The organism is Bradyrhizobium jicamae (assembly GCF_018130215.1).
GTDB classification, from domain to species: Bacteria; Pseudomonadota; Alphaproteobacteria; order Rhizobiales; family Xanthobacteraceae; genus Bradyrhizobium; species Bradyrhizobium jicamae_A.
On record NZ_JAFCKQ010000072.1, the window covers coordinates 1 to 26,374 of the forward strand.

General features: G+C 65.1%; 27 protein-coding genes, 1 pseudogene and 1 riboswitch. Of the genes and pseudogenes, 18 read left to right on the plus strand and 10 right to left on the minus strand.

Annotation, left to right across the window (positions count from 1 at the left end):
• Window positions 1-233 precede the first annotated feature (233 nt).
• The 5 genes from JQ586_RS37900 to JQ586_RS37920 all read right to left on the minus strand — a co-directional run bounded on the left by JQ586_RS37900 (window position 234) and on the right by JQ586_RS37920 (window position 2,566).
• On the minus strand, window positions 234-587 hold the full coding sequence (locus JQ586_RS37900) for a cupin domain-containing protein (protein ID WP_212399750.1): 354 nt from the start codon (window positions 585-587) through the stop codon (window positions 234-236).
• 132 nt (window positions 588-719) lie between these two features.
• On the minus strand, window positions 720-998 hold the full coding sequence (locus JQ586_RS41405; RefSeq protein ID WP_212399751.1) for a hypothetical protein: 279 nt from the start codon (window positions 996-998) through the stop codon (window positions 720-722).
• Complete coding sequence (locus JQ586_RS41410) at window positions 964-1,218, minus strand: hypothetical protein (protein ID WP_212399752.1); 255 nt, start codon at window positions 1,216-1,218, stop codon at window positions 964-966. The genes JQ586_RS41405 and JQ586_RS41410 overlap by 35 nt, the downstream gene beginning before the upstream one ends.
• Before the next feature lie 197 nt (window positions 1,219-1,415).
• Window positions 1,416-1,664 carry a GCG_CRPN prefix-to-repeats domain-containing protein gene (locus JQ586_RS37915; RefSeq protein ID WP_212399753.1) on the minus strand — a complete coding sequence of 83 codons (249 nt, stop codon included), beginning with the start codon at window positions 1,662-1,664 and terminating at the stop codon, window positions 1,416-1,418.
• A gap of 206 nt (window positions 1,665-1,870) precedes the next feature.
• Entirely contained in the window at window positions 1,871-2,566 is a 696-nt protein-coding gene (locus JQ586_RS37920) for a helix-turn-helix transcriptional regulator (protein ID WP_212399754.1), read from the minus strand.
• Between the two features lie 77 nt (window positions 2,567-2,643).
• Between JQ586_RS37920 and JQ586_RS37925 the strand changes: the two genes are divergently transcribed.
• The 3 genes from JQ586_RS37925 to JQ586_RS37935 are packed head-to-tail and all read left to right on the plus strand — an operon-like array spanning window position 2,644 to window position 4,203.
• Entirely contained in the window at window positions 2,644-2,952 is a 309-nt protein-coding gene (locus JQ586_RS37925) for an NIPSNAP family protein (protein WP_212399755.1), read from the plus strand.
• Between the two features lie 28 nt (window positions 2,953-2,980).
• Window positions 2,981-3,331, plus strand: coding sequence for an antibiotic biosynthesis monooxygenase (locus tag JQ586_RS37930; RefSeq protein ID WP_212399756.1), 351 nt, complete (start codon window positions 2,981-2,983; stop codon window positions 3,329-3,331).
• A gap of 56 nt (window positions 3,332-3,387) precedes the next feature.
• Window positions 3,388-4,203, plus strand: coding sequence for an oxaloacetate decarboxylase (locus JQ586_RS37935; protein ID WP_212399757.1), 816 nt, complete (start codon window positions 3,388-3,390; stop codon window positions 4,201-4,203).
• Between the two features lie 65 nt (window positions 4,204-4,268).
• Here the strand turns inward: JQ586_RS37935 and JQ586_RS37940 are convergent, their stop codons facing one another.
• Window positions 4,269-4,676: a hypothetical protein gene (locus JQ586_RS37940; protein WP_212399758.1), complete on the minus strand. Its 408-nt coding sequence runs from the start codon at window positions 4,674-4,676 to the stop codon at window positions 4,269-4,271.
• A 146-nt stretch (window positions 4,677-4,822) separates the two neighbouring features.
• Between JQ586_RS37940 and JQ586_RS37945 the strand changes: the two genes are divergently transcribed.
• Complete coding sequence (locus tag JQ586_RS37945; protein WP_212399759.1) at window positions 4,823-5,464, plus strand: trimeric intracellular cation channel family protein; 642 nt, start codon at window positions 4,823-4,825, stop codon at window positions 5,462-5,464.
• 4 nt (window positions 5,465-5,468) lie between these two features.
• Here the strand turns inward: JQ586_RS37945 and JQ586_RS37950 are convergent, their stop codons facing one another.
• A complete protein-coding gene (locus tag JQ586_RS37950) occupies window positions 5,469-6,677 on the minus strand; it encodes a cytochrome c (RefSeq protein ID WP_212399760.1) in 1,209 nt (402 codons plus the stop codon).
• A 251-nt stretch (window positions 6,678-6,928) separates the two neighbouring features.
• Here JQ586_RS37950 and JQ586_RS37955 point away from each other — a divergent pair, with 251 nt between their 5' ends.
• The 9 genes from JQ586_RS37955 to JQ586_RS37995 all read left to right on the plus strand — a co-directional run bounded on the left by JQ586_RS37955 (window position 6,929) and on the right by JQ586_RS37995 (window position 20,058).
• Window positions 6,929-10,420 (plus strand): indolepyruvate ferredoxin oxidoreductase family protein, encoded by a 3,492-nt coding sequence (locus JQ586_RS37955; protein ID WP_212399761.1) that lies wholly within the window; start codon window positions 6,929-6,931, stop codon window positions 10,418-10,420.
• A gap of 155 nt (window positions 10,421-10,575) precedes the next feature.
• Complete coding sequence (locus JQ586_RS37960) at window positions 10,576-11,733, plus strand: thiolase domain-containing protein (protein ID WP_212399762.1); 1,158 nt, start codon at window positions 10,576-10,578, stop codon at window positions 11,731-11,733.
• Window positions 11,733-12,122: a Zn-ribbon domain-containing OB-fold protein gene (locus tag JQ586_RS37965; protein ID WP_212399763.1), complete on the plus strand. Its 390-nt coding sequence runs from the start codon at window positions 11,733-11,735 to the stop codon at window positions 12,120-12,122. The genes JQ586_RS37960 and JQ586_RS37965 overlap by 1 nt, the downstream gene beginning before the upstream one ends.
• 189 nt (window positions 12,123-12,311) lie before the next feature.
• Complete coding sequence (locus JQ586_RS37970) at window positions 12,312-13,172, plus strand: MaoC family dehydratase (protein ID WP_212399764.1); 861 nt, start codon at window positions 12,312-12,314, stop codon at window positions 13,170-13,172.
• A 181-nt stretch (window positions 13,173-13,353) separates the two neighbouring features.
• Window positions 13,354-14,232: an SDR family oxidoreductase gene (locus tag JQ586_RS37975; RefSeq protein ID WP_212399765.1), complete on the plus strand. Its 879-nt coding sequence runs from the start codon at window positions 13,354-13,356 to the stop codon at window positions 14,230-14,232.
• Window positions 14,233-14,336: 104 nt separating this feature from the next.
• Window positions 14,337-15,290, plus strand: a complete 954-nt coding sequence (locus tag JQ586_RS37980; protein WP_212399766.1) for a dihydrodipicolinate synthase family protein — start codon at window positions 14,337-14,339, stop codon at window positions 15,288-15,290.
• A 6-nt stretch (window positions 15,291-15,296) separates the two neighbouring features.
• Complete coding sequence (locus JQ586_RS37985) at window positions 15,297-16,097, plus strand: NUDIX hydrolase (protein WP_212399767.1); 801 nt, start codon at window positions 15,297-15,299, stop codon at window positions 16,095-16,097.
• 195 nt (window positions 16,098-16,292) lie between these two features.
• Complete coding sequence (locus JQ586_RS37990; RefSeq protein ID WP_212399768.1) at window positions 16,293-17,204, plus strand: DMT family transporter; 912 nt, start codon at window positions 16,293-16,295, stop codon at window positions 17,202-17,204.
• Window positions 17,205-17,376: 172 nt separating this feature from the next.
• A complete protein-coding gene (locus tag JQ586_RS37995) occupies window positions 17,377-20,058 on the plus strand; it encodes a PAS domain S-box protein (protein ID WP_212399769.1) in 2,682 nt (893 codons plus the stop codon).
• 26 nt (window positions 20,059-20,084) lie between these two features.
• On the opposite strand, the gene JQ586_RS38000 is transcribed toward JQ586_RS37995, so the two are convergent.
• Window positions 20,085-20,435 (minus strand): GrlR family regulatory protein, encoded by a 351-nt coding sequence (locus JQ586_RS38000; RefSeq protein WP_212399770.1) that lies wholly within the window; start codon window positions 20,433-20,435, stop codon window positions 20,085-20,087.
• Between the two features lie 239 nt (window positions 20,436-20,674).
• Here JQ586_RS38000 and JQ586_RS38005 point away from each other — a divergent pair, with 239 nt between their 5' ends.
• The gene (locus tag JQ586_RS38005) at window positions 20,675-21,163 is read left to right on the plus strand and encodes a hypothetical protein (protein WP_409411045.1); all 489 of its coding nucleotides are present in this window, start codon (window positions 20,675-20,677) and stop codon (window positions 21,161-21,163) included.
• Between the two features lie 20 nt (window positions 21,164-21,183).
• On the opposite strand, the gene JQ586_RS38010 is transcribed toward JQ586_RS38005, so the two are convergent.
• Window positions 21,184-21,567 (minus strand): VOC family protein, encoded by a 384-nt coding sequence (locus JQ586_RS38010; protein ID WP_212399771.1) that lies wholly within the window; start codon window positions 21,565-21,567, stop codon window positions 21,184-21,186.
• 241 nt (window positions 21,568-21,808) lie between these two features.
• On the opposite strand from JQ586_RS38010, the gene JQ586_RS38015 reads away from it, so the two are divergent.
• Together JQ586_RS38015 and JQ586_RS38020 are read left to right on the plus strand one after the other, a co-directional pair.
• Entirely contained in the window at window positions 21,809-22,414 is a 606-nt protein-coding gene (locus JQ586_RS38015) for a hypothetical protein (RefSeq protein ID WP_212399772.1), read from the plus strand.
• A gap of 235 nt (window positions 22,415-22,649) precedes the next feature.
• Window positions 22,650-23,198, plus strand: coding sequence for a hypothetical protein (locus JQ586_RS38020; protein ID WP_212399773.1), 549 nt, complete (start codon window positions 22,650-22,652; stop codon window positions 23,196-23,198).
• A gap of 87 nt (window positions 23,199-23,285) precedes the next feature.
• Here JQ586_RS38020 and JQ586_RS38025 read toward each other — a convergent pair whose 3' ends face one another.
• Complete coding sequence (locus JQ586_RS38025; protein ID WP_212399774.1) at window positions 23,286-23,714, minus strand: hypothetical protein; 429 nt, start codon at window positions 23,712-23,714, stop codon at window positions 23,286-23,288.
• A 232-nt stretch (window positions 23,715-23,946) separates the two neighbouring features.
• A riboswitch (ZMP/ZTP riboswitch) is annotated at window positions 23,947-24,026 on the plus strand.
• A 15-nt stretch (window positions 24,027-24,041) separates the two neighbouring features.
• On the opposite strand from JQ586_RS38025, the gene JQ586_RS38030 reads away from it, so the two are divergent.
• Both JQ586_RS38030 and JQ586_RS38035 read left to right on the plus strand, forming a co-directional pair.
• On the plus strand, window positions 24,042-24,905 hold the full coding sequence (locus JQ586_RS38030) for a bifunctional 5,10-methylenetetrahydrofolate dehydrogenase/5,10-methenyltetrahydrofolate cyclohydrolase (RefSeq protein ID WP_212399775.1): 864 nt from the start codon (window positions 24,042-24,044) through the stop codon (window positions 24,903-24,905).
• A gap of 524 nt (window positions 24,906-25,429) precedes the next feature.
• A pseudogene (locus JQ586_RS38035) lies at window positions 25,430-26,374 on the plus strand (hemagglutinin); the annotation flags it as partial.

Below are 26,374 nucleotides of genomic sequence, written 5' to 3' on the forward strand. Positions count from 1 at the left end.
GTGGTCCTACCCCCGTGCTTTCTACATTGCACGGGGCCCATGGGTGCGATCGGCACCCGGCTTTCCCTGCGCCCTCTGCTCACGGAGTGGCCAAACCGAAGAGCAAAGCTCGGACAAATCATGTCGCGAGATTGCGCACGCACATCCAGATCGCTGTTTGACAGGTGAATCGGAACCACCCATGTTGTTGTCTCGGACAAGCGAAGCGCGATCCGGGGACGGCGTGCCACAACCTAATGCGACGAAACCAGCGGAACGTAGTCGTATTCGCCGACGCCTTGCAGGATCAGGAAGGTGAGCGAGGTCGTGCCGGCATTGGTCACGAGATGCGGCCGCGTCGGCTTGACGACGTAGACGTCGCCGGGCCTCAAGGTCACGTCCTCCTTCGGCTCCTGCAGGAACAGCCGCATCTGGCCCTCCAGCACGTAGAAGGTATCGGATATGTTGGAGTGGGTGTGCCACGGCACCTTCTGGGTCGGGGAGAGCTGCAGCTCGGCGATGCGAAAGCCGGGGCGGGCGGCGTGTTGGGCGCGGCGCTCGACCTCGTAGAGATGGCTGGCATCCTTGACCGGTTGTCCTGGCTTCATGGCGGCCTCCCTGCGTTGTTTGGTCCCATCGGGTGGGAAAGGCGATGCTAGTCCTGTTCCGACATGCGCGGAACAGCCGGAATGGACATGACAGGTCAGACGCCTGCGGGTTCACGTAGCTGAATGCGCGGTTCAGCGCGCGTTCACGTCGCAGCCTCGACACTCGCCGCCCGCACTCTCTTCACAGTAAAGGAAGCCTGCATGGAACGTCGAGATTTCCTGATGATAGCATTCGGCGTCGCCGTCGGCGCCGCGGTTTTTGCGGCGGGCAGCCAGGCGGCACCCCTTGCGCCCCGTCCGCTCACCGAGGAGGTACGGCAGCCGGTCAACCGGGATGCCCATCCCGCCGTGACCACGACCGACGAGGTCAGCCGCCTCAAGCCTGAACAGGTCCACTGGCATCATCGCCATTGGGGCTGGCATCACCGGCATTGGCACCATAGGCATTGGGGTTGGCACCACCGGCACTGGGGCTGGCATCATCACCATTGGCACCGGCATTGGCATCGCCACCACTGGCGGCATTGGTGACGCGCGGAATTTCAGTGAACCGTTTTCGAACTGCGCGCTCGTATCGACGAGCGCGTTGTCGCGCGGAGTCGATGGCGAAGCCTGCAGTCGACAACACCATCCGCGTCGCCGGCGGCTGTGTCGCCGGCTGGCACCGTGCTCCCTATGGTGGTTGCCGCCCGATGCACCCGCGCGGCTGTCATTCGGGCCCGTTCGGCCGCCACTGCTTCCGCAACTGGTAACGGCACCGGCGCGCAGTCGGGTAAAGAAAAACCCCGCACGAGGCGGGGTTTTGTTTGTCTTGTGATCGAGCTGCGATCAGATCGGACGGCAGTGGCCATAGCGCCACACGAAGCCATAGGGGCAGGCTCGGACAACCGGCGCCACCACGACGGGACGCTCGACGACGACCGGACCCGGGGCGACGACAACCGCGCCGTGATTGTAGACGCATCCACCGTAGGGGCCGCGATGCCGGCCGGGGCCGCATCCACCCGCGGCATCAGCCGCGCTCACGCCGGCGAAGGCGGTCGACACCAAAACTGCTGCAGCAAAAAGATACTTCATATGGTCTCCCTTGAATGTGCGCCGCACTGCGGCATCGCAACAAAGCTTCGCTCAATGATTCGCCGTGCGGGAGTGTTGCAGAACCCGCGCCCCCTGTCGCCCACCATAAGGCAGCCGGCTGAATGTCACATGAACGCTGCGCGGCCTTCTCACGTCATGGCAGTGCAGGGGAGCCGCGCAACAATTCGTCATACTTCGCGGTGCGGCTATTCGGGCACGCCGAACAGCGCGGCAAATCGCTTCTCGCCGTTGCGCGAAAAATTCACAACGCGGCTGCCGGGCGTGGCATCGCGCGCCGCCCATTTCAGCTCCGTGAAGCGATCCATCATGGCCGCGCCGAGCGTGCCCGCGAGATGGTGGCGCCGCTCGCTCCAGTCGAGGCAAGCCTTGCAGACGGGACGACGCGGATGCTCCAGCGTATCGGCTTCGATCTGCAGCGCCTCGGCCATGAAGCGCTTGCCTTCGCCGGTCAACTCCATCGCCTGCTTGCTCTGGCGGATCAGCTTCTGGCTCTTCATGCTGTCGAGCATCTGCACGCCGAGGTCGCCGGCGAGATGGTCGTAGCAGATGCGGGCGCGGCGCAGCGCCGGATCCTTCGGCCCGGTGCGCACGCGCATATGGCCGGCGCGGGCGGCGATGCCCTGCAGGCCCTCGAGCACGTCGGCGACGTCGGGGCCGGTGAGGCGATAGTAGCGGTGGCGGCCCTGCTTCTCCGGCTCGATCAGCCCGCCGGCCTCGAGCTTCGAAAGATGCGAGCTCGCGGTCTGCGGCGTGATGCCGGCCTCCTGCGCGAGCTCGCTCGCGGTCAGCGCGCGGCCGGTCAACAGCGCGGTCAGCATGTTGCAGCGGGCGGGGTCGCCAACCAAAGCGGCGATCCGGGAGATGTCGGGTCCTGATTTCATAGTTCGATGATAGCCGAAGCATCGACGTCAGGCAAGCGGCTAGTGTCGCGATGCCAGCAAGCACAGAGGACATGCAAATGACCATCACCGTCTTCATCCGCTACCAGCTCGATCCGTTCAAGCGCGCGATGTTCGAGCAGTATTCGAGGAACTGGCTGTCGATCATCCCGCGCTGCGGCGGCGACCTGATCGGCTACTGGATGCCGCATGAGGGCACCAACAACATCGCCTTCGCGCTGATCTCGTTCGAGAGTCTCGCTGCCTACGAGGCCTATCGCGCCCGGCTGCGCACCGACAGCGAGGGCATGGCGAACTTCGGCTTCGCGGAAGAAAACAGGTTCATCCTGGCGGAAGAGCGGACATTCCTGCGCAAGGTCGCGCTATAGTGAGCACACAACAGCAACGGAGGCGCCCATGATCGCCGTGATCTTCGAGGTCTGGCCCAGGCCGGAGCACAGCCAGCAATATTTCGACCTTGCCGCCGAATTGAAGCCGCTGCTCGAGAGCATCGACGGCTTCATCTCGGTGGAGCGCTTCGAGAGCATCACCGAGAAGGGCAAGTTCGTCTCGCTGTCGTTCTTCCGTGACGAGGCCGCGGTCGAGACGTGGCGCAACACGGTCGAGCATCGCCGCACCCAGGCCAAGGGCCGCGCGCGGATCTTCGAGAATTATCGGCTGCGCGTCGCCAGCGTCGTCAGGGACTACGGCATGACCGAGCGCGCCGAGGCGCCGAAGGACAGCCGCGCGGTTCACGAGCCGCACTAGCGTATCAAGGCGCGCGTGCCTATCTCTGCGCGGCCAACGACATCAGGGAGAGACCAATGCCACTGACAACTGCTGACAAACGCGCCGCCTTCAAGAAGCTGCATGAGAGCGGATGCTTCATCATTCCGAATCCGTTCGATGTCGGCAGTGCGCTGGCGCTCCAGCATCTCGGCTTCAAGGCGCTGGCCTCGACCAGCGCGGGCTTTGCCTGGACCATCGGCAAGGCCGACAACGACGTCACTGTCGACGACGTCTGCCATCACCTGACCGCGGTGTGCGCGGCGGCCGATATTCCCGTCAATGCGGACTACGAGGACGGCTTCGCCGTCGAGCCCGAGAAGGTTGCCGTCAATGTCGCGCGCGGCGTCAAGACCGGCGTCGCCGGGCTCTCGATCGAGGATTTCACCGGGGATGCCGCCAAGCCGCTGTTCGAGCACAAGCTTGCGGTCGAGCGTATCAGGGCGGCACGCAGGGCGATCGACGCCGACAACAGCGGCGTGCTGCTCACAGGTCGCTGCGAGGCGATCCTGCGGGGCGTGCAGGATCTGAAGCTGGTGATCGAGCGGTTGCAGGCCTATTCGGAGGCCGGCGCCGACGTTCTCTATGCGCCGGGCATCAAGACCAGGGAAGAGATTTCCGCGGTCGTGAAGGCCGTGGCGCCAAAACCCGTCAATCTTCTGATTGGCGGTGGCGGCCTGTCGATGCAGGAGGTCGCCGATCTCGGCGTGCGCCGGATCAGCGTCGGCGGATCGCTGGCGCGGATGGCCTGGGCCGGCGTCATGAAGGCGGCGAAGGAGATGGCCGAAAAGGGCACCTTTACCGAGTTCGCCAACGGCTATCCCGGCGGCGAGCTCAACAAGATGTTCAAGTGATCGACACAAAAGAGCAGCGAGCCCGATCGGGGCCCGCTGCTCGTCTTGCTCCCACGCATCTCTCGTTACTTGTTGTCGGTCTGCGGGGCGGCCGGCTTGTTCGTGTCCGTAGACGGTGCCGCAGGCTGCGCCGGCGCCGCGCCCGTGGTCACGCCGGGTTGAGTGTTGGACTTCGGCGTCACGTCGCGCATGCCCGGAGGCGCCCCCGCCGGATTCGGCTGGGTCTGCGCGGTCTTCGCCGGCGGCGTCGTGCTGGCCTCGTGTACCGACGTGTTGTTGAGCCCGTAGAACAGCGCACCCAGCACCACCGCGACCGCAACGGCGAACATCGCGATCTTGGTACTGCTGGCCGGACCCTCCGCGAGTTCCGGGTCGGGCTGCAGCTCGTTGTCCAGGCTGTTGAAGCGCGCCTGACGTCGGATTTCCTCATCGGTCAGGTTGGCGCGATACGGATCGTCAGGGTTGTATGCCATTTCCAGGTTCCTCCGTTAGCACCCCAAAGCTAAACGCCCGGGACAATGGCTGGCGCGAACGGATGTTCCGCGCCAATGTTGCAACCCGTTCATCATGGAACCGCTGATTCCCTGTTCCAGCGCTGTTCCGAGAGAGAGGCTTTCCGATGTGGAACATGCCGCCCACCGATTCGGTGCTGCAGGTGCTCTCTTTCATCGCGGTTGCGGCGCAGTCGATGACGGCGGCGCTCGCCGCCGGCCGGCGCAGCATGGATTGGGCCGGCGTCTGCATGCTGGGCGCCATCACCGCGCTCGGGGGCGGGACCATCCGCGACGTGCTGCTGGGGCATTATCCGCTGCTCTGGGTGAAGCATCCGATCTATCTCGTGATCGCGGGCGTTGCGGCGTTCGTCACCATCGTGCTGTCGCGGCTGGTGGTCAGGCTCAATCTCGCCTTCCTCGTGCTCGATGCGATCGGGCTCGTGGTCTTCACGATGTCCGGTTGCGACGTGGCCTGGCAGGTCGACGCCTCGCTGCCGATCGTGATCGTCTCCGGCATGATCACCGGCTGCGCCGGCGGCGTGCTGCGCGACATCCTCTGCAACGACGTGCCGCTCTTGTTCCGCAGCGAGCTCTACGCCAGCGTCTCCGTCGTCACCGGGCTGTTCTATGCGACCGCGTTCGGGCTGCAGCTGAACGACACGGTCTGGACCACCCTGACCTTCGCGCTCGGACTGACGTTCCGGCTGCTCGCGATCCGCTACAAATGGGAGATGCCGAAATTCGTGTTCAGCGGCGAGGAGCGCTGAACATCTATTTCGCCTGTCGCGCCTTGGCGACGTCGTCCGCCGTCACTGCGGGCGCCGCATTGCCCCAGGAATTGCGGATGTAGGTTGCGACATCGGCGATCTCCTGGTTCGACAGTTTCGGATAGGACGGCATCGAGCCGGAATTCGGCGCCCGCGGCGTCGTCACGGTCTGTGCGCCGTCCAGCATGATGCGCAGCGTGCTCGCCGGATTCGCCGATTGCAGATTGGCATTGCCCGGAAGCGGCGGATAGATCCGCGGTGCGCCCGAGCCGTCGAGCTCGTGGCAGGCGATGCAGGCGCTGCGGTAGATTCGTTCCCCATCGCTCATCTGCGCCGGCGCGGGCGGTGTGACCTCGGGCTCGGGCGCACCGGGCGGAAGGCTCTTCAGATAGACGGCGATCGCGCGCACATCGGCGTCGGCCATCTTCGAGGTGGAATTGACCACCACCTCCGACATCAGCGGCCCGGCATGGCTGTGCCCGTTGCGACCGCTCTGCAGGTACTCGACGATGTCCCCGACGCTCCAGGATTTGAGCCCGCTCCGCGGTGCGCCATCGAGCCGCGGCGCGAACATGCCCTGGACCATGCCGCCTCCGAACGCCTGGTCGCGTCGGTCGGCGCCGAAGGCGTTCTTCGGCGTGTGGCAGGTACCGCAATGGCCGAGGCCCTCGACGAGGTAGCGGCCGCGATTCCATTCCGCAGGCTTGCCCTGATCCGGCTGGTTGATGCCCGGCGTGAAGAAAAGATAATCCCACACCCGCATCAGCACGCGGTAATTCAGCGGCCAGCGCAGTTCCGGCGGCGGCGCCTCGTTGCTGACTGGCGCCAGCGTCGCCAGATAGGCGCGGATCGCAAGGATGTCGTCACGGATCAGCTTGGTGAAGCTGGGGTAAGGGAAGGCCGGATAGTAATGCTCCCCGTCCGGCCCGACGCCGGTGCGCAGGGCGCGCAGGAAGTCGTCGTCACTCCAGCCGCCAATGCCGGTACCGCGGTCGGGCGTCAGATTCGGCGAATACACCGCGCCGAACGGCGTATCGATCCGCTTGCCCCCTCCGAATGGCTTGGCCGGATCGGCGGTGTGGCAGCTCGCGCAATCGCCCGCGATCGTCAGCGCCTTGCCGCGGGCGATCACCTCCTCGGACGGAGTGGCGGAACATTCGCAGGGCGCGAACGCGCCGCACGCCAGAAAGGCCGCCAGAATCGTCCGCGTCATCAAAGGTCGTTGCCCCATCCGTCCACCTTCCGGTCCAACCAACACGTTATGCCGTTTCGCCGCGGGCCCGTCCTGGGACAGAAACCGAAACGGCTATCCGATATTCCCGGCACGAAATTGCGATTTTTGAGCGCCGGCCTTGATGGGCCAGAATTGTGCTGCGCGCACCGGATAATCCGACATAGACTGGTTCTAACAAGCTCGGATGACTAGCTAAAATGAGTTGTCGCGACCAACGAAAAGAGGGCTAAATGGGCATCAACCAAGGGCCTATCAGTCTCGACCAGAAATACACCCAGGACACCGGCCATGTCTTCCTGACCGGCATCCAGGCGCTGGTTCGCCTGCCCATGGCGCAGATCAGACGCGACCGCGCCGCGGGCCTCAACACGGCAGGCTTCGTCTCCGGCTATCGCGGCTCTCCGCTCGGTGGCTACGATCAGCAGCTGTTCGCTGCCCGCAAGCATCTCGAGCAATATAACGTCAAGTTCCAGCCAGGCGTAAACGAGGACCTCGCGGCCACCGCGATCTGGGGCTCGCAGCAGCTCGGCCTGTCGCCCGGCGCCAAGCATGATGGCGTGGTCGGCATCTGGTACGGCAAGGGTCCCGGTGTCGACCGCTGCGGCGATGTCTTCCGCCACGGCAACGCGGCGGGCTCGGCCAAGCATGGCGGCGTGCTCTGTCTTGCCGGCGACGACCACGGCGCAAAATCCTCCACCGTCCCGCATCAGTCCGACCACGCCTTCATCTCCGCGCTGATGCCCTACCTCTACCCCTCCAGCATCCATGAGATGATCGAGATGGGCCTCCTGGGTATCGCGATGTCGCGCTATTCCGGCTGCTGGGTCGGCATGAAGGTGATAACCGAGACGGTCGAGACCACGGCCGAGATCGACCTTTCCGACGAGATGACGCCCTTCGTGATCCCGTCCGATTTCGAGCTGCCGCCCGGCGGGCTGAACATCCGCTGGCCCGACGACCGCTTCGAGCAGGATCGCCGGTTGCAGGACTACAAGGGCTTTGCGGCGATCGCCTTTGCCCGCGCCAACAAGGTCAATCGCGTCACCATGGATTCGCCGAACGCGCGTTACGGCATCATGGCGTCCGGCAAGAGCTACGAGGACATCCGCCAGGCGCTGCGGGAGCTCGGCATCACGCCCGAAATCGCCGCCAAGATCGGCATCCGGCTCTACAAGATCGGCATGCCCTGGCCGCTGGAACCGGAGGGCGTCCGCAACTTCGCCGTCGGCCTCGAGGAGATCTTCATCGTCGAGGAGCGCCGCGAGATCGTCGAGAACCAGGTCAAGCAGGAGCTGTTCAACTGGCGCGACGACGTCCGTCCACGCATCGTCGGCAAGATGGACGATCACGACAAGCGCTTCCTCACCTTCGCCGCCGAGCTCAGTGTCGCCTCGCTCGCAAGCTCGCTCACCGAACGCCTGCTTCGACTCAATCTCAACCCCGAAATCGCCGAGATGCTGCGCGCCAAGGCCGACTGGTTCAACGGCCGCCAGTCGACCCAGATGCAGGCGACAGCACCGGTGACGCGCACGCCGTATTTCTGCTCAGGCTGCCCGCACAACACATCGACCAAAGTGCCCGAAGGCAGCCGCGCGCTGGCCGGCATCGGCTGTCACTTCATGGCGCTGTGGATGAACCGCTCGACCGAGACATTTACGCACATGGGCGGCGAGGGCGTGCCGTGGGTCGGCATCGCGCCGTTCACCAACGAGAACCACATCTTCGCCAATCTCGGCGACGGCACCTACTTCCACTCCGGCATTCTCGCGATCCGCCAGTCGATCGCCTCCAAGGCCAACATCACCTACAAGATCCTCTACAACGACGCGGTCGCGATGACCGGCGGCCAGCGCCATGACGGCGATCTCTCGCCGCAGCAGATCACCTTCCAGCTCCACGCCGAAGGCATCCGCGAGATCTACCTCGTCTCGGAGAATCCCGGCGCCTATCCAGCCGAGACCATCGCGCCCGGCGTCAAGCTGTTCCATCGTGATGAGCTCGAGAACGTCATGAAGATGTGCCGCGAGCACAAAGGCACCTCGGCGATCGTGTTCGTGCAGACCTGCGCGGCCGAGAAGCGCCGCCGCCGCAAGCGCGGCCTGATGGAGGATCCGCAGCGTCGCGTGCTGATCAATCCGGCCGTCTGCGAAGGCTGCGGTGACTGCTCGGTGCAGTCGAACTGCATCTCGGTCGAACCGCTCGAGACCGAGCTCGGCCGCAAGCGTACCATCAACCAGTCGACCTGCAACAAGGACTATTCCTGCGTGAAGGGCTTCTGCCCGTCCTTCGTCACGGTTGACGGCGGCACACTGAAGCGGCGCGCGCCGCCCGACCTCGGCACCATCGGCGATCTGCCGGAGCCTGCCTCGAAGCCCGCGCTCGACCGTCCCTACAACATCGCGGTCGGCGGCGTCGGCGGCACCGGCGTATTGACGATCGGTGCGCTGCTCGGCATGGCCGCGCATATCGAGGGCAAGGCCAGCATGATCCTCGACATGTCCGGCCTCGCGCAAAAGGGCGGGGCGGTGCTGAGCCATGTCCGCCTCTCCGAGCATACCGCCGACGTGACCTGCTCGCGCATCGTGACCGGCACCGCCGATCTCGTGCTCGCGGCCGATGAGGTGGTCGCCGCCTCGAAGGACACTATCACGCTTTGCGATGCGAGCCGCACCGTCGGCGTCATCAACAGCCATGTGATCCCGACCGCAGATTTCATCCTCAACCGCGACTTCAACTTCCAGAGCCGCAAGGTCAACAGCGTGCTGGAGACCGAGCTGCGCAAGGACTCCGCCTTCCTCGACTTCACCAGGCCGGCCGAAGCGCTGCTCGGTGACAGCATCGCCACCAACATGATGATGATGGGATTCGCCTATCAGCGCGGCCTGCTGCCGCTGTCGGCCGAGGCGATCGAGAAGGCGATCGAGGTCAACGGGGTCTCGATCAAGATGAATACGCAGGCGTTCGGGCTCGGGCGCCTGGCCGCCGCCGATCCGGCGCGGCTGGCAGCGATGCTGAAGGATCAGGACGATGCCACGCCGCCGAAGACACTTGATGCGATGTCGCTGGACGAGATCATCACCCATCGCATCGGACTGCTGACCGACTACCAGAGCTCCCGTCTCGCAAAACGCTATCGCAAATTGGTCGATCAGGTCCGCGACGCAACGACCAAGGGCGGCTACGGCGAGGCGCTACCGCGCGCGGTTGCGGTCAATTACGCAAAGCTGCTCGCCTACAAGGACGAGTACGAGGTGGCGCGTCTGTTTACCGACGGCCGTTTCGAGAAGCAGCTCCGCGACCAGTTCGAGGGCGAGTACAAATTCTCCTTCAATCTCGCGCCGCCGATCCTCGGTGGCGGCCTCGATGCGCAGGGCCGGCCGAAGAAGCGCGCCTTCGGCCCGTGGATGATGTCGGTGCTCAAGACGCTGGCCAAATTCCGCGTCCTGCGCGGCACGCCGCTCGACATCTTTGGCTACAACGCCGACCGCAAGCTAGAGCGTGACCTGATTTCCGGCTACGAGAAGGATGTCGCAACCGTGCTCGGGCTGCTGTCGCCGCTCAATCACGACATCGCCGTCGAGCTGCTTTCGCTGCCCGATCGCATCAGGGGCTACGGCCCGGTGAAGGACAAGGCGATCAAGGAGACAAAGGTTCGCTACGCGCAACTCGCCGCCGACCTTGCCAACCCGCCGCCCGCGCCGCGGCAGATGGCGGCGGAGTAGGGCTGCAGTCGAGCCGATACGATTGCCAATCATAATCGTATCGGGTCGAAACCTGACGACCGCAGTCTCGCCTGACGGAATATTTCCGCGCTTGCCAAGGCCGCCACGGCGGTTCAGAAAAACGCTGGAGTTAAGAAACGCCAGCGGAGAGCGATTTGACCATCAAGGGCAAGGCCTACATTGCCGGGATCTACGAGCATCCCACCCGGCACGCACCCGATAAATCAACCGCCCAGCTTCACGCCGAGGTTGCCAAGGGCGCGATCGAGGATGCGGGGCTCACCAAGGACGATATCGACGGCTACTTCATGGCCGGCGATGCGCCGGGCGGGTTGTGGCCGATGGTCGATTATCTCGGCTTCAATACCAAGAAGCTGCGCCACGTCGATTCCACCGAGACCGGAGGCTGTTCCTACCTGATCCATCTCGGCCACGCCGCGGAAGCGATCGCGGCCGGCAAGTGCTCGGTCGCACTGGTCACGCTGGCGGGCAAGCCACGCACCGGCCCGATGCCGCCGCGCGCGGCCGGCGCCGAGGCCGATTTCGAAGCGGCCTACGGGGCAACCACGCACAATGCCTACGGCATGTGTGCCATGCGCCACATGCACGACTATGGCACCACCTCCGAGCAGCTGGCCTGGATCAAGGTCGCGGCCTCGCATCACGCGCAATACAATCCGCACGCGATGCTGAAAGAGGTCGTCACCGTCGAGGACGTCCTGAACTCTCCGATGATCTCCGATCCGCTGCACCGGATGGATTGCTGCGTCGTCACCGACGGCGGCGGCGCGATGATCGTCACCACGCCCGAGATCGCGAAGAGCCTGAAGAAGCCGCTGGTGCGCCTGATCGGCCATGGCGAGGCGATGAAGGGTCCGCGCGGCGGCAAGGATCTCGATCTGACCTATTCCGCCGGCGTGTGGTCCGGCCCGCGCGCCTTCGAGGAGGCGGGCGTGACCCCGAAGGACATCAAATACGCCTCGATCTATGACAGCTTCACCATCACCGTCCTGATGCAGCTCGAGGACCTCGGCTTCTGCAAGAAGGGCGAGGGCGGCAAGTTCGTCGCCGACGGCAATCTGATCTCCGGGGTCGGCAAGCTGCCGTTCAACACCGACGGCGGCGGCCTTTGCAGCAATCACCCCGTCAATCGCGGCGGTATGACCAAGGTCCTCGAGGCCGTCCGCCAGTTGCGCGGCGAAGCACATCCCAAGGTGCAGGTGCCGAACTGTGATCTGGCGATCGCGCACGGCACCGGCGGCCTGCTCGGCGTTCGCCACGCCGCCTCAACCTGCATCCTGGAGCGTGCGTGATGTCCGAAGCGAAAAAGTACAATGCCCCGGTGACCAACCCGGAAACCGCGCCGTTCTGGGAAGCGGCCAAGGCCGGCAAGTTCATGATCAAGCGCTGCACCGCCTGCGGCGAGCCGCATTACTTCCCGCGCGCGATCTGCCCGTTCTGCTTCTCCGACAAGACGGTGTGGGAGGAGGCGAGCGGTGAGGCCGTGGTCTACACCTACAGCCTGATGCGGAAGTCACCGACCGGTCCCTACGCGATCGCCTATGTGACGCTGAAGGAAGGTCCGTCGCTGCAGACCAACATCGTCGATTGCGACCTGGACAAGGTGAAGATCGGCCAGAAGGTGAAGGTGGTGTGGAAGCCGACCGACGGCGCTCCGCTGCCGTTCTTCACGCCGGCCTAGCCTCAAAAGTACCTGGCAGCCGAAGGCTGCCGGAAGAGGGGTTTCTCTCCGCGAACGGAGTCTCTCTGCGGAGACAACCCCTCTCCCAAAGCGAGTGTATGGCGCTTCCGGTGTAGCCCTCTCCCGCAAGGGGAGAGGGAGCGATAACGGACAGCGGCGAGGAAAGAATAGTTCGGGGAGAGAACAACAATGCCGATCGTGTACGAACAACTGATGGCCCTGAAGAACCTCGGCCAGAAGTACAGCTACAGCGACCGCGAGGTGATGCTCTACGCTTATGGCATCGGGCTCGGCGCCGATCCGATGGATGAGAAGGAACTCGCCTTCGTCAACGAGGGCGTGCTGACGCCACGTCCGCTGAAGGTGGTGCCGACATTCGCGTCGGTCGCCGCCTGGGGCGCGGGGCCCGGCGAGATGAACCTCAACCGCGTGATGGTGGTCGATGGCGAGCGCGACATCACCTTCCACAAGCCGTTCGCGACCGCAGCCCACATCACCGCCGACTCCACCGTGCTCGACGTGTTCGACAAGGGCAAGGACAAGGGCGCGGTGATCCGCCACCAGACCGTGCTGAAGGACGACAAGGGCGAGAAGCTCGCCACGCTGGTCGCCTCGCGCTTCGCGCGTGGCGATGGCGGCTTTGGCGGACCATCGGACGGCCAGCCCGAGCCGCACAAGGTGCCGGAGCGTGCGCCCGACAAGGTGGTCGACATCGCCACACGCCCCGACCAGGCGCTGATCTACCGGCTCTGCGGCGACCGCAATCCGCTGCACTCGGATCCCGAGTTTGCGAAGAAGGCTGGCTTCCCGCGGCCGATCCTGCACGGCATGTGCACCTACGGCATCACCTGCCGCGGCGTGCTGCAGACCTATGCCGACTACGATCCGTCCGCCTTCAAGCAGCACGCCGCGCGTTTTTCCTCGCCGGTCTATCCCGGTGAGACCGTGACGATGGAATTGTGGAAGGACGGCAACGTGGTGTCGTTCGAGGCCAAGGTGAAGTCGCGCGGTGTGACCGTGATCAAGAGCGGCAGGACGGTGCTGGCGTAAGCGGCGAGAGCGGTGCGCTCCCTCGCCCCGCTCTTGCGGGGAGAGGGTTGGGGTGAGGGGCTCTAACCGCGAGTTGTGACCGTGGTGAGACCTGTACCCCCTCACCCGGATCGCAAGAGCGATCCGACCTCTCACCGCAAGCGGGGAGAGGTGAAGAAAAAGGAGCAAGGGAGAAGAAGCCATGGGATTACTCGACGGCAAGGTCGCCATCATCACGGGCGCCGGGGGCGGACTTGGTGAGGCCTACGCAAGACTGTTCGCGCGCGAGGGCGCGGCTGTGGTGGTCAACGACCTCGGCGGCCCGCGCGACGGTTCAGGCTCGGACAAGTCGATGGCCCAGAAGGTGGTCGACGCGATCAAGGAAGAGGGCGGCCGGGCGGTCGCCAACGGCGCCGACATCTCGACCATGGCCGGCGGCCAGTCGGTGTTCGACGATGCGATCAAGAATTTCGGCCGCGCCGACATCCTGGTCAACAATGCCGGCATCCTGCTCGACGAGACTTTCCACAAGGCCCAGGAGGCCAACTGGGACAGGGTGATGAAGGTGCATCTGAAGGGCACCTTCTGCTGCACCCAGCCGGTATTCAAATGGATGCGCGACAATGGCGGCGGCGTCATCGTCAACACCTCGTCGACCTCGGGGCTGATCGGCAATTTCGGGCAGACCAATTACGGCGCGGCCAAGGGCGGCATCTGGGGCCTCTCCAACGTGCTGGCGATCGAGGGGCGCAAGTACAACATCCGGATCTGGACGCTCGCGCCGGGCGCCTTGACCCGCATGACCGCAGACTTGCCGCGCTACAAGGAGAACCCTGGTGCGGCGCTCGGTCCTGACGGCATCGCGCCGGCGGTGCTATACATGGTCAGCGACTTGTCGGGCGACCAGACCGGCAAGGTTCTCGGCGTGTCGGGTCCGCGCGGCGTCCGTGAGATGCGGATGATGGAAATGGAAGGCTGGAAGCCGCCGTTTTCGGGCTGGAACGCCGAGGACATCGTCACCCATGCCAAGGAGATCTTCTTCTCCGAGGAGCAGATCAAGATGGGCGCGCGGCGGTTTTAGGTGCTACACGTCGTTCCGGGGCGATGCGCAGCATCGAACCCGGAACCTCGAGATTCCGGGTTGACGCTTGGCGTGCCCCGGAATGACGATAGAGAGAGGCACCCATGAAACTCACCGCCCAGGCCGCTGGAACCTTCGCGATCGCGCCGACGCCGTTTCACGATGACGGCCGCATCGACGAGGCCTCGATCGATCGGCTGACCGATTTCTACACCGAGGTCGGCTGCAACGGCGTCACGGTGCTGGGTATCCTCGGCGAAGCGCCGAAGCTCGACGCCGCCGAGGCCGAGCAGGTGGCGCTGCGCTTTGTCAGGCGTGCGAAGAAGCTGCAGGTGATCGTCGGCGTCTCCGCGCCGGGCTTTGCCTCGATGCGCGCGCTGGCGCGGGCGTCGATGGATGCGGGTGCTGCGGGCGTCATGATCGCGCCACCACCGCATTTGCGTACCGACGACCAGATCGTCACCTATTTCAAGCAGGCGCAGGAAGCGATCGGCGACGACATTCCCTGGGTGCTGCAGGACTATCCGCTGACGCTCACAGTCGTGTTCACCCCTGCGGTGATCCGCAGGATCGTGATGGATTCACCGTCCTGCGTGATGCTCAAGCATGAGGACTGGCCGGGACTGGAGAAAATCTCGACGCTGCGCAACTTCCAGAAGGACGGCTCGCTGCGGCCACTGTCGATCCTGGTCGGCAATGGCGGCCTGTTCCTGGATTTCGAGATGGAACGCGGCGCCGACGGCGCGATGACCGGCTACGCCTTCCCGGAGCTGCTGATCGACGTCGTCAATCTTTCGAAGGCCGGCAAGCGCGACGCTGCGCATGATCTGTTCGACGCGCATCTGCCGCTGATCCGCTACGAGCAGCAGCCCGGCGTCGGCCTTACCGTGCGCAAATACGTGCTGCAGAAACGCGGCATCATCTCGTCCAGCGCGCAGCGCAAGCCCGGCGCCGTCATCACGCCGCAGGCAAGGGCGGAAGTCGACTATCTCCTGTCACGCGTCGCGCGGGTCGACCGCCGCGCCCATCTGCAACCCCAATCCAGCGCCGCAGGCTAGCTCTTCATGACCGAGATCGTCGCTCCACGCCTTGCATCGACCGTGCTGCTCCTGCGTGACGGGACTGCGTCCCGCGAGATTGAAATCTTCATGATGGTCCGCCATCACCAGATCGAGTTCAACTCGGGCGCGCTGGTGTTTCCGGGCGGCAGCGTCGACAAGAACGACAAGGAGATCGCGGCCGATCCCGCGCTTTACTCCGGCGGAGAGGGGCTCGATCCCGACGCGCTCGGTTTCCGCATCGCCGGGATCCGCGAGACGTTCGAGGAAAGCGGCATCCTGCTGGCGCGGCCGAAAGGGTCGAAAGACCTCGTCGATGCCATCAGCGCCGACGAGATCGCGACTGCGCACCGCACCGCGCTGAACGAGGGCAAGATCACCTTTCAGAAGGTGCTGGCCGACAACGGCATGGTGCTCGCGCTCGACGCGCTGATGCCCTATGCGCACTGGATCACGCCGGAAGGCATGCCCAAGCGCTTCGACACCTGGTTCTTCCTCGCCGCAGCTCCGCCGGAGCAGCTCGGCGCCCATGACGGCAGGGAATCGACCGACTCGATCTGGGTATCGCCGCGCGAGGCGCTGGAGGGCGGCGAGACCGGCCGCTTCAAGCTGCCGTTCCCGACCACGCGCAATTTGATCCGGCTCGGCAAGCAGGCCAGCGTCGAGGCTGCGCTCGCTGACAGCAAGGGCAAATCGATCGTCACCGTCATGCCCGTCATGACCAAGACCGCTACCGGCCGCCAGCTCCGCATCCCCAAGGAAGCCGGCTATGACGGCGAGGTGTTCGACGTCGGCGCGTTGGGCTGACATCGGCGCGACTCCCTCATGCCTGGGCCTGTCCCGGGGCATCCGCGTCTTTCGCCGCTCGTGCAAGACGCCGATTGCCTGGACGGCCATGACGGCAGAGAGAGCGCAACGCTCCGGCATACTTCGTCGAGCAGCGAATTATTCCCGTACCGCCCTGCAGTAAGTTCCGCCCGTTCACCGGAACGGAATGCTGCCATGACCACCACCACCCCGCGCCAGCCCAGCATCGCCTTCGAGCTGGCGTTGCTGCTTGCGCTCGCCACGCTCTGGGGCGGCTCCTACACTTTCATCAAGCTCGGGGTCGCCACCATCCCGCCGATCACGCTGATCGCAGCCCGCACCGCGATCGCGGGCGTCCTGCTGCTCGTGATCATGCGCGGACGAGGTGTGACGATGCCGACCGATCCTGCGACCTGGCGCCGCTTCGTCTTCCAGGCCTGCCTCAACAGCGTGATCCCCTGGACCCTGATCGCGTGGGGCGAGCGCCTGATCGATGCCGGTCTCGCCACCATCCTTAATTCGGCCTCGCCGATCTTCACCTTCCTGTTCACGGCGGCGATCACCCGCCATGAGGCGGCGAACCCGCGCAAACTGTTCGGCGTGGTCGCCGGCATGGCCGGCATCTGCCTGATCGTCGGGGGCGACGCGTTCCGCGATCTCGGCAGCGGGATCGCGGCGGAGATCGCGATCGTCGCCGCCACCATCTGCTACGCCTGCGCCGCGATCTTCAGCCGCGGCTTCAAGGGGCTCGACCCGATGGCTCCGGCGGCGGGATCGCTGATCGCAGGCGCCGCGATTCTCATTCCTCTCGGTCTCACCGTCGAACGGCCCTGGACGCTGTCGCCGTCGACGAGTTCGATGGCGGCGCTTCTGGCCCTTGCGGTGTTCTCGACCGCGATCGCCTTCGTGATCTATTTCCGCCTGATCCAGACCCTCGGCTCGGTCGGCACCACGGCGCAGGCCTATCTGCGGGTGCCGATCGGGGTGGCGCTCAGCGTGGTCCTGCTCGGCGAGCGGCTGAGCCCGACGGCATGGATCGGGCTCGCCTGTGTCGTGGTCGGTGTCGCCGCGATGACAATCCCCGCACGCAGGATTGCCGTAGCCTGAGACGGCACCCGGGAGGGAGCTTCTCCATCCGTCCCGGATTGGGGCAAGATGCCTGGGCCGGCGTGACGCCAATCGCCTTCAGGCAGGCGGCGACCGTCGACCGGCGCGAGCATGTTCCCCAAAACAAGTAATTTCCCCTATATTGCGGCCATTGGATCCCGGCCCCGATGACATGACCGCTGAATTGCCGCCGAATTCGCAAGCGCCACGGGCATTTTCCCTTTCGATCGGGCAGCTTACGTTCGGCAGCTTCCTGCTGGTGCTGGCCGTGATCATCATCACATCGACCGCCAGCGTGGTCGCGATCCGCCACATCGATGCAACCTTTGCCGAGCTGCAGCGGCTGCAAAGCGTGGGCGATATCGCCGAGGACATCGACCGTCGCATGAACGAGCTGCGGCTGGCGGCGCGGGATTTCGTTACCGAGCCCGGCAGCCAGTCGGCCCAGGTCGCGGAGGCGGCGCAGTCGCTGAGCGAGGTCCTGAAGAAGACCCGCATCGTGCTGGCGCCCGAGCAGCAGGAGATGATCGACGGTGTCACCCAGAGGCTGACGACCTATCGCAGCGGCATCGAGCGCATCTCGGCCCTGCTGACCAGCCGCGCCGAGCTCGCGGCCGGCCTGCCGCCGCTGCGCGACGCGTTCGACAAGGCGGTTGCCGCGAGCACTGATCCGGCGCTGGTGACGGCGCTGACGCAGGCCGAGAGCCGCATTGCCACGGCGCTGGTTGCGCAAAACATGTCGGCGGCCGAGCAGGCCGCGGAAGGGATGCGTGCGATCGCCATCGCCGATCCGGCGTTGCGCGCAGCCGTTGACAATTATGCCGAGACGATCAGCGCGATCTCGGTGCGGGAGGGCCAGATCGCCGACATCGACCGCGAGGTGCTCGGCGAGGAGGGCCGGCTGATCCAGCGCGTCACCGAGCTCCTGCGCGAGCTCAGCGCGCGGCGCGGCCATGTGCTGTCGCGCGACTTCGCCCGTACGCTGGCGGAGGCCAAGTGGCAGAGCATCGTGCTCGGCACCGCCGGCGTCCTGATCGGCCTGTTCGCCGCGCTCCTGGTCGTCAGGCGCACGGTGCGGCCGCTTGCCAAGATCGCAGGCTCGATCCGCAAGGTCGCGGGCGGCGAGAAGAACGCGTTCATCCCGGGCGCCGATCTCGACAACGAGATCGGCGACATTGCGCGCGCCGCCGAAGTGTTCCGCCAGACCCTGGTCGATGCAGATACCGCGCGCGAGGCGGCGCTGCGTGCGCTGGCCGAGCAGCGGCTCGCCGAGGAGAGCTATCGCAAGCTGTTCGAGGCGTCGCTCGAAGGCATCTACGTGACCACGCCGGGCGGCACGCTGCTCAATGCCAACCCGGCGCTGGCGCGGATGATGGGCTATGCGACCCCGCAGGACCTGATGAACGGGATCGACGACATCGCCTCCAACGTCTATGTCGATCCGGCGGCGCGCGCGGTCTACCAGGAGCTGATGCATCGCGACGGCATGGTGCGGGACTACGAGTATCAGGTGCGCTCGCGTGACGGCACGGTGCTGTGGCTGTCGGACTCCGCCACCACCGTGCGCGGCGACGACAGCGAAGTGCTCCGCTACGAAGGCACGGTGCGCGACATCACCGACCAGAAGCGCGCGGAGGACGCGATCGCCGAAGGCCGCCGCATGCTGCAGATGGTGATCGACACCGTGCCCGCCGTCATCAACGTCAAGGACCGCGAGCTGCGCTATGTGCTGATGAACCGCTACATGGCCGGCATCTTCGGCGTCGAGCCGCAGGACGCGATCGGCAAGACCACGGCCGAGTTGATGTCGCGCTACGGCGCCGCCAAGACCGACGACAACGACAGGCGTGTGCTCTCGGCCCGCCGCGAGCTCGGCTTCTACGAGGACGAATACGAGGACTCCGCCGGCAACATGCGGCAATGGCTGGTCAACAAGCTGCCTATCCTGGACGGCCAGGGCGACATCGAGAATATCGTCTCGGTGGCGCTCGACATCGGCGAGCGCAAGCGCTCCGAGCAGGAGATGCGCAAGGCCAAGGATTCCGCGGAGGCTGCGCTGCGCAATCTGCGCGAGACGCAGGCGTCGCTGATCGAGGCGGAAAAGCTCGCCGCGCTCGGGCGGCTGGTGGCCGGCGTCGCGCATGAGGTCAACAACCCCGTCGGCATCAGCCTGACGGTGGCTTCCGCGCTCGAGCGCAAGACCGCGAATTTCGCCGGTCAGGTCGAGCGCGGCGACCTGCGCCGCTCCAGCCTCAACGAGTTCCTCGACACCGCGCGCGATGCCTCGTCGCAGCTGGTCGCCAACCTCAATCGCGCTGCGGAGCTGATCCAGTCGTTCAAGCAGGTCGCCGCCGACCGCAACTATTCGGATCAGCGCACCTTCGATCTCGGCGATCTCACCGAGCAGGTGGTGATGAGCCTGCGGCCGGGCCTGCGCAAGCACAACCTGACGCTCAACGTCGACTGCGAGCCGAACCTGGTCATGAACTCCTATCCCGGACCGTATGGCCAGGTGTTGACCAACCTGTTCCTCAACTCGGTCGCGCATGCGTTCCCGGACGGCAAGGCCGGCGAGGTGGACATCAAGGTGAGGGCGTTGGGCAACGACAATGTCGAGGTGATCTTCGCCGACAATGGCTGCGGCATGAGTCTCGACGTGCGTCGCCGTGCCTTCGATCCGTTCTTCACGACGCGGCGCGACCAGGGCGGCACCGGGCTTGGTCTGCACATCGTCTACAGCATCGTGACGACACGCCTCGGCGGCCGGCTGGCGCTCGATTCCGCGCCGGGCAACGGCACGCGGATCCAGATCATCCTCCCCCGCATCGCCCCGCTGGAGCAGGCCGCGGAATAGACCGCGACGAGGCAACGACGGATTCGCTAATCGATATCCGCGAGCTTGTGCAGCGTCGCGCCGAAGATCAGGCTCGCCTTGCCGACCAGCGCGGTGCCGTTCATGGTTCCGCGTGTGTCGGTGAAGGTACCGGAGACGCCGATGCCGACCGGGGCCGGCCCGCCGAACAGCGGGTTGTCGGTTTCGCGCGGCGTGGTGTGACGCTGCACCAGCACCTCGCCCTTGAAGACGTTGCCCTTCACCGTGTAGCTGCCGGTGTAATAGAGATAGGCGTCGCCGCCGAGGATCTGGCCGTCGCGGAACAGAATCACGCCGCTGCCCTTGCCGGCGCGCCCATCCAGCAAGGTGACGTGGATCGAATACAGCCCGTTTTTCATGTCGTCCCGTTCGCCGGCCACCGCGCCCACGGAATGCCGGTTGGTTTTTTATGCCAAAGCGAGCAACCTCGCGCAATGCGGCAGGTTGATTCCGGGAGTCCGGAGTAGGCCGAACCCTCGGTTCCTGCCAGCCGGTGTGACGGCGCGATGACAAGCGGACCGTGCGCGCGAATCAAAAGTGGCCCGCGAAATGCATAGCTCTGGTTGCACTGGCCGGTAAGTGCTGGAGCAAGAAACACATGAGAGACTGGACTGAGTCCGGCGGGCATTTGGCGTGCCCGTGCGATGACTGTGGAACTGCCAAGAGAACTGCAGAGGGAACTGCGAAGGGAACTACCCAGGGAACTGCGACGCGTCACCGTGTGGGGCCGGTGATTATTGTGCTCAAGCTCGGCTTCGCAGCCCTGTTGTTGATAACGTCAGCGCAATTCGCACAGGCGCGCGATCCCGACGGCCGCTATGCCAATTCACCCCTGAAGCAATGGTTCGATGGCCTGCGCAGCGGCAAGGGGCCATGCTGCTCGGACGCCGATGGCAGCGCGGTCAGCGACGTCGACTGGGAATCCAAGGACGGCCACTACCGAGTGCGGCTCGACGGCCAATGGATCGACGTGCCTGACGAGGCCGTGATCACCGAGCCGAACCGCGTCGGACGCGCCATGGTCTGGCCGATCCGCGGCTACATGGGCGTGACGATCCGCTGCTTCATGCCGGGCAGCATGACGTAGCGGATACGTGGCCTGAGCGATTACGCATACTTCTTGTCGCGCTCCAGAAGCTCGATCGAGATGCCCTGCGGCCCGCGGATAAAGCAGATCCGCACGCCAGGGCGGATAGTGGTCGGCTCCTTGGTGAACTCGACGCCCTTGGCCTTGATCTCGGCGGCGACGGTGTCGATGTCCTTGACCGTCAGGCCGAAATGATCGAGCCCCTGATAGGGCGTCACCGGCGCAGGGTTGACGCCGTCGCCTGTGGCCACTTCCGCGATGAACACCTTGGCGCCGCCGAGCTGCACGTCGATGCGGCCGGGACCGCGGATGATCTCGGCGCCGAGAATGTCGTGGAGCCAGTTCGCCGTCGCTTCGGGGTCCGGACTGCGCAGGTGGATGTGGTCCCATGTGACGGCCGGCATCGAAATCTCCTCGGTTCTTATGCGCCGCTTGTGCGCGCGACGCTCGCTTAGAAGCCTACGCAATTCCGTCCCCGCCGCAATATTGGCGTCCTAAAATGAAACCAACTTCTCTCCCGGCAATTGTATTGCCAGTGATACCCGTACTGCGGCCGTCGCCCTGGAAGCCCTGCGGTGCGCCCCGTGAGGATTCTCCTGCGCGCGGCAGCCGCTGACGGCGTCACCGCGGGGTGAGGGCATGACAATGCGGATCGGCTCGGTGTCGTTTCGCGGATATCGAATCGGACGTCTCGCCGCAGCGGCGTTGATTGCGCCACTGGTCGCCGTTACGGCTCTCGCGGCTTGGTTGGTCGCGCCCGAACCGGGCGACGCCGACGATCAGGACGTCTCCACACTATCTTCGGCGCGCTTGCTCCTGGCACAGGGCCCATCCACCGCAAAGCAGGCCACGCCGTCGCCGGCATCACCCAACCCGGCCGACGAACAGGGAACCGTCGGGATCGCCAGGGTATCGGACAGGGCGCCGGAAGCGATACCGGGCGCCAAGCCGGAAAAGTCTCCGCTCGACGGCTTGCGGATCGCGTACCAGTCATGGCGGTGGGGCGGGCTCGGCTCGAAGGCGCTGGTCACGCTGACGCTGCGCAATGCCAACGACTTCGCGGTGAAGGATATCGAGATCGCCTGCGCCTTTATCCGCCGCGACGGCAGCCCCGTGACGGAGCGTACCCGGGTGATACCAGACACGATCGCGATGAAGAGCCGGAAAACCTATCCCAACATGTTGATCGGGTTCATAAACATTAACGCAGACAAGGCGAAATGCTCCGTCGTGACCGCGAGTCGGATCTAAACCCTCCATCCCGAAAAGATCTAAACCCTCCATCCCGAAAAAGTGACCACCCCGGGTGAACCATAACAGCCGGGTCGGAACTAACTGATAGATGACCCGTTACATGACCGGAAGCGGTGGGACGTCCGGCCTTCCGTGATCATACGCAACGATGATGACGTTGGAGCACGGCGATTGATGTCGTCGGGCTCGATTTGATTGATCCGCGCCAGCCGGTGCGGGGGGAGCTACCAAAATGCCAGTGGCGCGTTATTTCCTGTTTGTCGGCGGCGTGCTGCTCGCGCTGCTGTTCGTGGTTAACGCCATTGTGCCGCAGGAGACGGTGGTTGCCGGCGACGGCCTGTCGTCGCCCGCCTTCGACAAGAGCACCGTCCGTATCAGGTCGACCCAGAAATTGCCGGAGCGGGTGGTGTATGACACCAGCCTGCCTACGGTCGTGCCGCCGCAGGTAAACGCGGTCGCGGCTGCTGAACCGCCCGCAACGCTCGACACCTCGGCGCGTGCCCGCGTTCGCGACACCTTTGCCCAGTTCGTTCCGTCTGATGCGCGGACGGATGAGAAGAGCCACCAGTCCGTGGCAGAAGCGACGCCGGTCGCGCAACAGCCTCAGGCCACGCCGGCGCCCGCGCCGAAGAAGCACAAGATCGCCAGGGCCCGCGTCAATCCGCCGACCCAGTGGCAGCAGCAGCGCTACGCGCAGCCGGGCATGTACCAGTACCAGCCCTACCGCGTTGCCCAGCAGCAGCCCCGCTTTGGCCTGTTCAGCGGCTTCGGCACCTGGTAGCCCGGAAGGCCGCGCCGACCGCGCGGCGCAGCTCCCCGATCATGACGGCGGTTACCCGGCGGCTGCGGCGCGTGACCGCAGGCGTGGTTAACGCGGCAGTTTCGGAATCTTGTCGGCAAAGCCGTTGTAGCAGGTCAGGCGCTCGTCCTCTTCCTTCATGAAGCGGCACTCGTTCACGCCCTTGGCGACGGGGGCCTTCGGCTTCGGCTCCGGCTTGAAAATCTCGTCGTAGCAGTTCAGCCGGTCCTTCGTGCCATCGTCGATGTCCTGGCAGGCCTGGAGCTTCACGGCGACCGATTGCGGCTTGCCGGGAGCGGCAGCCTTCTCACCCTTCTTCTTCTTGGCAGTCGACTTCTTGCCGACCTGGACCAGCGGCTTGCCGCCGATCATCGGCGATTGCGCAGCCGCGGGCTGCTCCGCCTCGGCTGGCGGAGGTGTCGTTGGCGTGGTCGTTGTTCCCTGGGCAAGCGCGGCAGCCGGGCACAGGAGCGCCAGCGCGAGAATGATGTGTCTCATATCGAAGGTGTCCGAATGGCGTGATGACGGGAGGCCGCCCAAGTCGGAAAAACAGGGCGAGCGCGGTGACTTAGCGCAAGTTCTACACGAATCCTACCCCCTCCACGTCCCATTATAGGTATCAAAACACCATCTGACCACAATTGCCGAGGCGCGCCAGGGCACCCCTCGGGCGATGCTGAACGGAATCCGGCCGCGCCATTGCACTTGTGCGGCCCGGCGGCTATGAGCACTTCATCTGCGCGACTGGCGCTTGGATGGATGACCATCGGGGAGCGCAGAGACTTGACGCCGCGCGCCTGGGCACCGCTTCGAAACGGAGGTGCCATGACGGCGAACATTCTCGATGGGCACGTACACGCCCAAATTCTCATCGACAGCATCGAAACCGAACTGGACCGGCTATCGCATGTGCCGGGGCTGGCCGTCGTCCTGGTCGGGGACGATCCGGCGAGCCATGTCTATGTGCAGAGCAAGGTCAGGATGGCGGGGCGGCTCGGCCTCCGCGGCGAGGTCGAATTGCTGCCGCACGATGCCAGCGAGGCCGAACTGCTCGCCGTCATCGCGACGCTCAATGCGCGCGACGATGTCGACGGCATCCTCGTCCAGCTGCCGCTGCCAGCCCACATCGATGCGTTGCGCGTGATGGCAGCGGTCGATCCCTCGAAGGATGTCGACGGCCTGCATGCCCTCAACGCGGGCCGACTGTTCCACGGCGACGACGCGCTGGTGCCGTGCACGCCGCTTGGCTGCCTCAGACTGATCAAGTCGATCCGGCCGGATCTGACGGGTTGCCATGCGGTGGTGATCGGGAGTTCGAACATCGTTGGCAAGCCGATGGCCGCGCTGCTGTTGAAGGAGCAGGCAACCGTGACGCAGACCCACATCCACACCAGCGGCATCGCCGATATCTGCCGTCAGGCCGATATCCTGGTGAGCGCGGTGGGGAAGGCCGGACTCGTGCGCGGCGACTGGATCAAGCCGCAGGCCATCGTGATCGACGTCGGCACCACCCGCGTCAAGACCGCGGACGGCCGCACCACGCTGCGCGGCGACGTCTTGTTCGACGAGGCCGTGCAGGTCGCCGGCGCGATCACGCCGGTGCCGCGCGGCGTCGGCCCGATGACGATTGCCTGCCTGATGGAGAACACGGTCAAGGCGGCGAAAGCCCGGCGCGCGCGGCTGCACTAGCGCATCATCCGGAAAAGTGTGAAGCGGTTTTCCCTCGCGACAAACGCGGAACGCGTTGGCGCGGAGATCATGCTCAAACAAGAAGCTAGAGCGCGATGACGATTCAACCTGATCTCATCGCGCTCTAGACCCGTGCCCAAGGGGCGCGGAAGTTTATGTTGCATGCCTTGATATCGCGCACCCTCACGCAGTCACCGGCGCTGGCTGATCCGATGCACGCTCTGCGTGTCATGAATACCGATAGTCCACTCATCATGCAAAGAGGTGCCGAAAGTAACATGGCAAAGCAGTCTCGCCTGCGTATGCATCTGTTCCAGATGGAGCAGATCCTGGCTGGTGGAGGATAAATGGAAAGCGTGCGGTGCCGGACCTCGGACGAGGATGAGAGGCTGAGGATCAGCAACGCGCGGACCCGCAGCCCGTCGGCCGTTGCGCGCCAACCCGCGGGAGGCGTTTTGAGAGGCCGCGGCAAGGGCGAGAGGCGTGCCTGCAATCAGGCGCTGCGTCGGCTCTTCAAAGAGTTCTTGCATCTCAACAGGAAGAAGAGGAGAGCGCTTGGTCTCGCCATCGGTCTGACGGCAGTGCTCGCGGAGGCGCCGGTGCTTGCCGGGACGCTTGATGGCGGCAACAACGCCGGCGGCAGCAACGGAGCCATTGCCATCGGCGATGGTACCTTGTCCTGCGGCGTCGGCTCGATCGCCATCGGGACGGCGGGTTCGTTCGCGGCCAGGACCAAGGTCTGCGGAACCGACGCGATCGGGCTCGGTAATGGCGTGACGGCGAGCGCCCAGGCGACCACTGCTGTGGGTTCTTCGTCGGCGGCAACGGGAACCTATGCGACCTCCATCGGTGCCAACAGCACTGCGTCGGGCGCATATTCGGCCGTCCTCGGCGCCAAGAGCACCGCCTACGGCGACAACAGCATCGCCATCGGCTTGGGTTCCGTTGCCGGCGCGTCGGGCTCGTCGACGACGATCACGAACGATATTGCGATCGGCAACGGCGCAAAGGCGACCGGCGGCAATTCCTATGCCGGAGGTGCCGGGGCGCTGGCGAGCGCGGCCAATACGATCGCCCTCGGCAACGCCGCGTCAGCCTGGACGGCCGGCGCGGTCGCGATTGGCCAGAATGCCAAGGCCAATGGCGGCCAGTCCGTCTCGATCGGCGTCGGCAACACGGCCACCGGAAATGGCGCGGTTGCCATCGGCGATCCCAACACCGCCACCGGCACCGGCGCGTTGGCGATGGGCAACAACAACAGCGCGAACGGCCAGGGCGCCCTGGCGCTTGGCAATGGCAATTCCGCAACCGGTCAGGGGTCGATGGCGTTCGGCAATAGCTCTGTCGCCGGGGCGACCGGCGCGATTGCGCTCGGCGATACGGCAAAGGCCGGCAACGCCAACGACGTGGCGCTGGGCTCGGGCTCGGTGACGGCCGCGGCGATCGCGACCACCGGCACCACCATCAAC

Bases quoted from the DNA above. Each gene is read 5' to 3' on its own strand.
- JQ586_RS37900 (WP_212399750.1), bottom strand. From the start codon at position 587: ATGAAGCCAGGACAACCGGTCAAGGATGCCAGCCATCTCTACGAGGTC.
- JQ586_RS41405 (WP_212399751.1), bottom strand. From the start codon at position 998: ATGGCGATGATGCCAGTGGACCTGTTCAGGCTTGAGGCGGCTGACCTC.
- JQ586_RS41410 (WP_212399752.1), bottom strand. From the start codon at position 1,218: ATGGTGTTGTCGACTGCAGGCTTCGCCATCGACTCCGCGCGACAACGC.
- JQ586_RS37915 (WP_212399753.1), bottom strand. From the start codon at position 1,664: ATGAAGTATCTTTTTGCTGCAGCAGTTTTGGTGTCGACCGCCTTCGCC.
- JQ586_RS37920 (WP_212399754.1), bottom strand. From the start codon at position 2,566: ATGAAATCAGGACCCGACATCTCCCGGATCGCCGCTTTGGTTGGCGAC.
- JQ586_RS37925 (WP_212399755.1), top strand. From the start codon at position 2,644: ATGACCATCACCGTCTTCATCCGCTACCAGCTCGATCCGTTCAAGCGC.
- JQ586_RS37930 (WP_212399756.1), top strand. From the start codon at position 2,981: ATGATCGCCGTGATCTTCGAGGTCTGGCCCAGGCCGGAGCACAGCCAG.
- JQ586_RS37935 (WP_212399757.1), top strand. From the start codon at position 3,388: ATGCCACTGACAACTGCTGACAAACGCGCCGCCTTCAAGAAGCTGCAT.
- JQ586_RS37940 (WP_212399758.1), bottom strand. From the start codon at position 4,676: ATGGCATACAACCCTGACGATCCGTATCGCGCCAACCTGACCGATGAG.
- JQ586_RS37945 (WP_212399759.1), top strand. From the start codon at position 4,823: ATGTGGAACATGCCGCCCACCGATTCGGTGCTGCAGGTGCTCTCTTTC.
- JQ586_RS37950 (WP_212399760.1), bottom strand. From the start codon at position 6,677: ATGACGCGGACGATTCTGGCGGCCTTTCTGGCGTGCGGCGCGTTCGCG.
- JQ586_RS37955 (WP_212399761.1), top strand. From the start codon at position 6,929: ATGGGCATCAACCAAGGGCCTATCAGTCTCGACCAGAAATACACCCAG.
- JQ586_RS37965 (WP_212399763.1), top strand. From the start codon at position 11,733: ATGTCCGAAGCGAAAAAGTACAATGCCCCGGTGACCAACCCGGAAACC.
- JQ586_RS37970 (WP_212399764.1), top strand. From the start codon at position 12,312: ATGCCGATCGTGTACGAACAACTGATGGCCCTGAAGAACCTCGGCCAG.
- JQ586_RS37975 (WP_212399765.1), top strand. From the start codon at position 13,354: ATGGGATTACTCGACGGCAAGGTCGCCATCATCACGGGCGCCGGGGGC.
- JQ586_RS37980 (WP_212399766.1), top strand. From the start codon at position 14,337: ATGAAACTCACCGCCCAGGCCGCTGGAACCTTCGCGATCGCGCCGACG.
- JQ586_RS37985 (WP_212399767.1), top strand. From the start codon at position 15,297: ATGACCGAGATCGTCGCTCCACGCCTTGCATCGACCGTGCTGCTCCTG.
- JQ586_RS37990 (WP_212399768.1), top strand. From the start codon at position 16,293: ATGACCACCACCACCCCGCGCCAGCCCAGCATCGCCTTCGAGCTGGCG.
- JQ586_RS37995 (WP_212399769.1), top strand. From the start codon at position 17,377: ATGACCGCTGAATTGCCGCCGAATTCGCAAGCGCCACGGGCATTTTCC.
- JQ586_RS38000 (WP_212399770.1), bottom strand. From the start codon at position 20,435: ATGAAAAACGGGCTGTATTCGATCCACGTCACCTTGCTGGATGGGCGC.
- JQ586_RS38005 (WP_409411045.1), top strand. From the start codon at position 20,675: ATGAGAGACTGGACTGAGTCCGGCGGGCATTTGGCGTGCCCGTGCGAT.
- JQ586_RS38010 (WP_212399771.1), bottom strand. From the start codon at position 21,567: ATGCCGGCCGTCACATGGGACCACATCCACCTGCGCAGTCCGGACCCC.
- JQ586_RS38015 (WP_212399772.1), top strand. From the start codon at position 21,809: ATGCGGATCGGCTCGGTGTCGTTTCGCGGATATCGAATCGGACGTCTC.
- JQ586_RS38020 (WP_212399773.1), top strand. From the start codon at position 22,650: ATGCCAGTGGCGCGTTATTTCCTGTTTGTCGGCGGCGTGCTGCTCGCG.
- JQ586_RS38025 (WP_212399774.1), bottom strand. From the start codon at position 23,714: ATGAGACACATCATTCTCGCGCTGGCGCTCCTGTGCCCGGCTGCCGCG.
- JQ586_RS38030 (WP_212399775.1), top strand. From the start codon at position 24,042: ATGACGGCGAACATTCTCGATGGGCACGTACACGCCCAAATTCTCATC.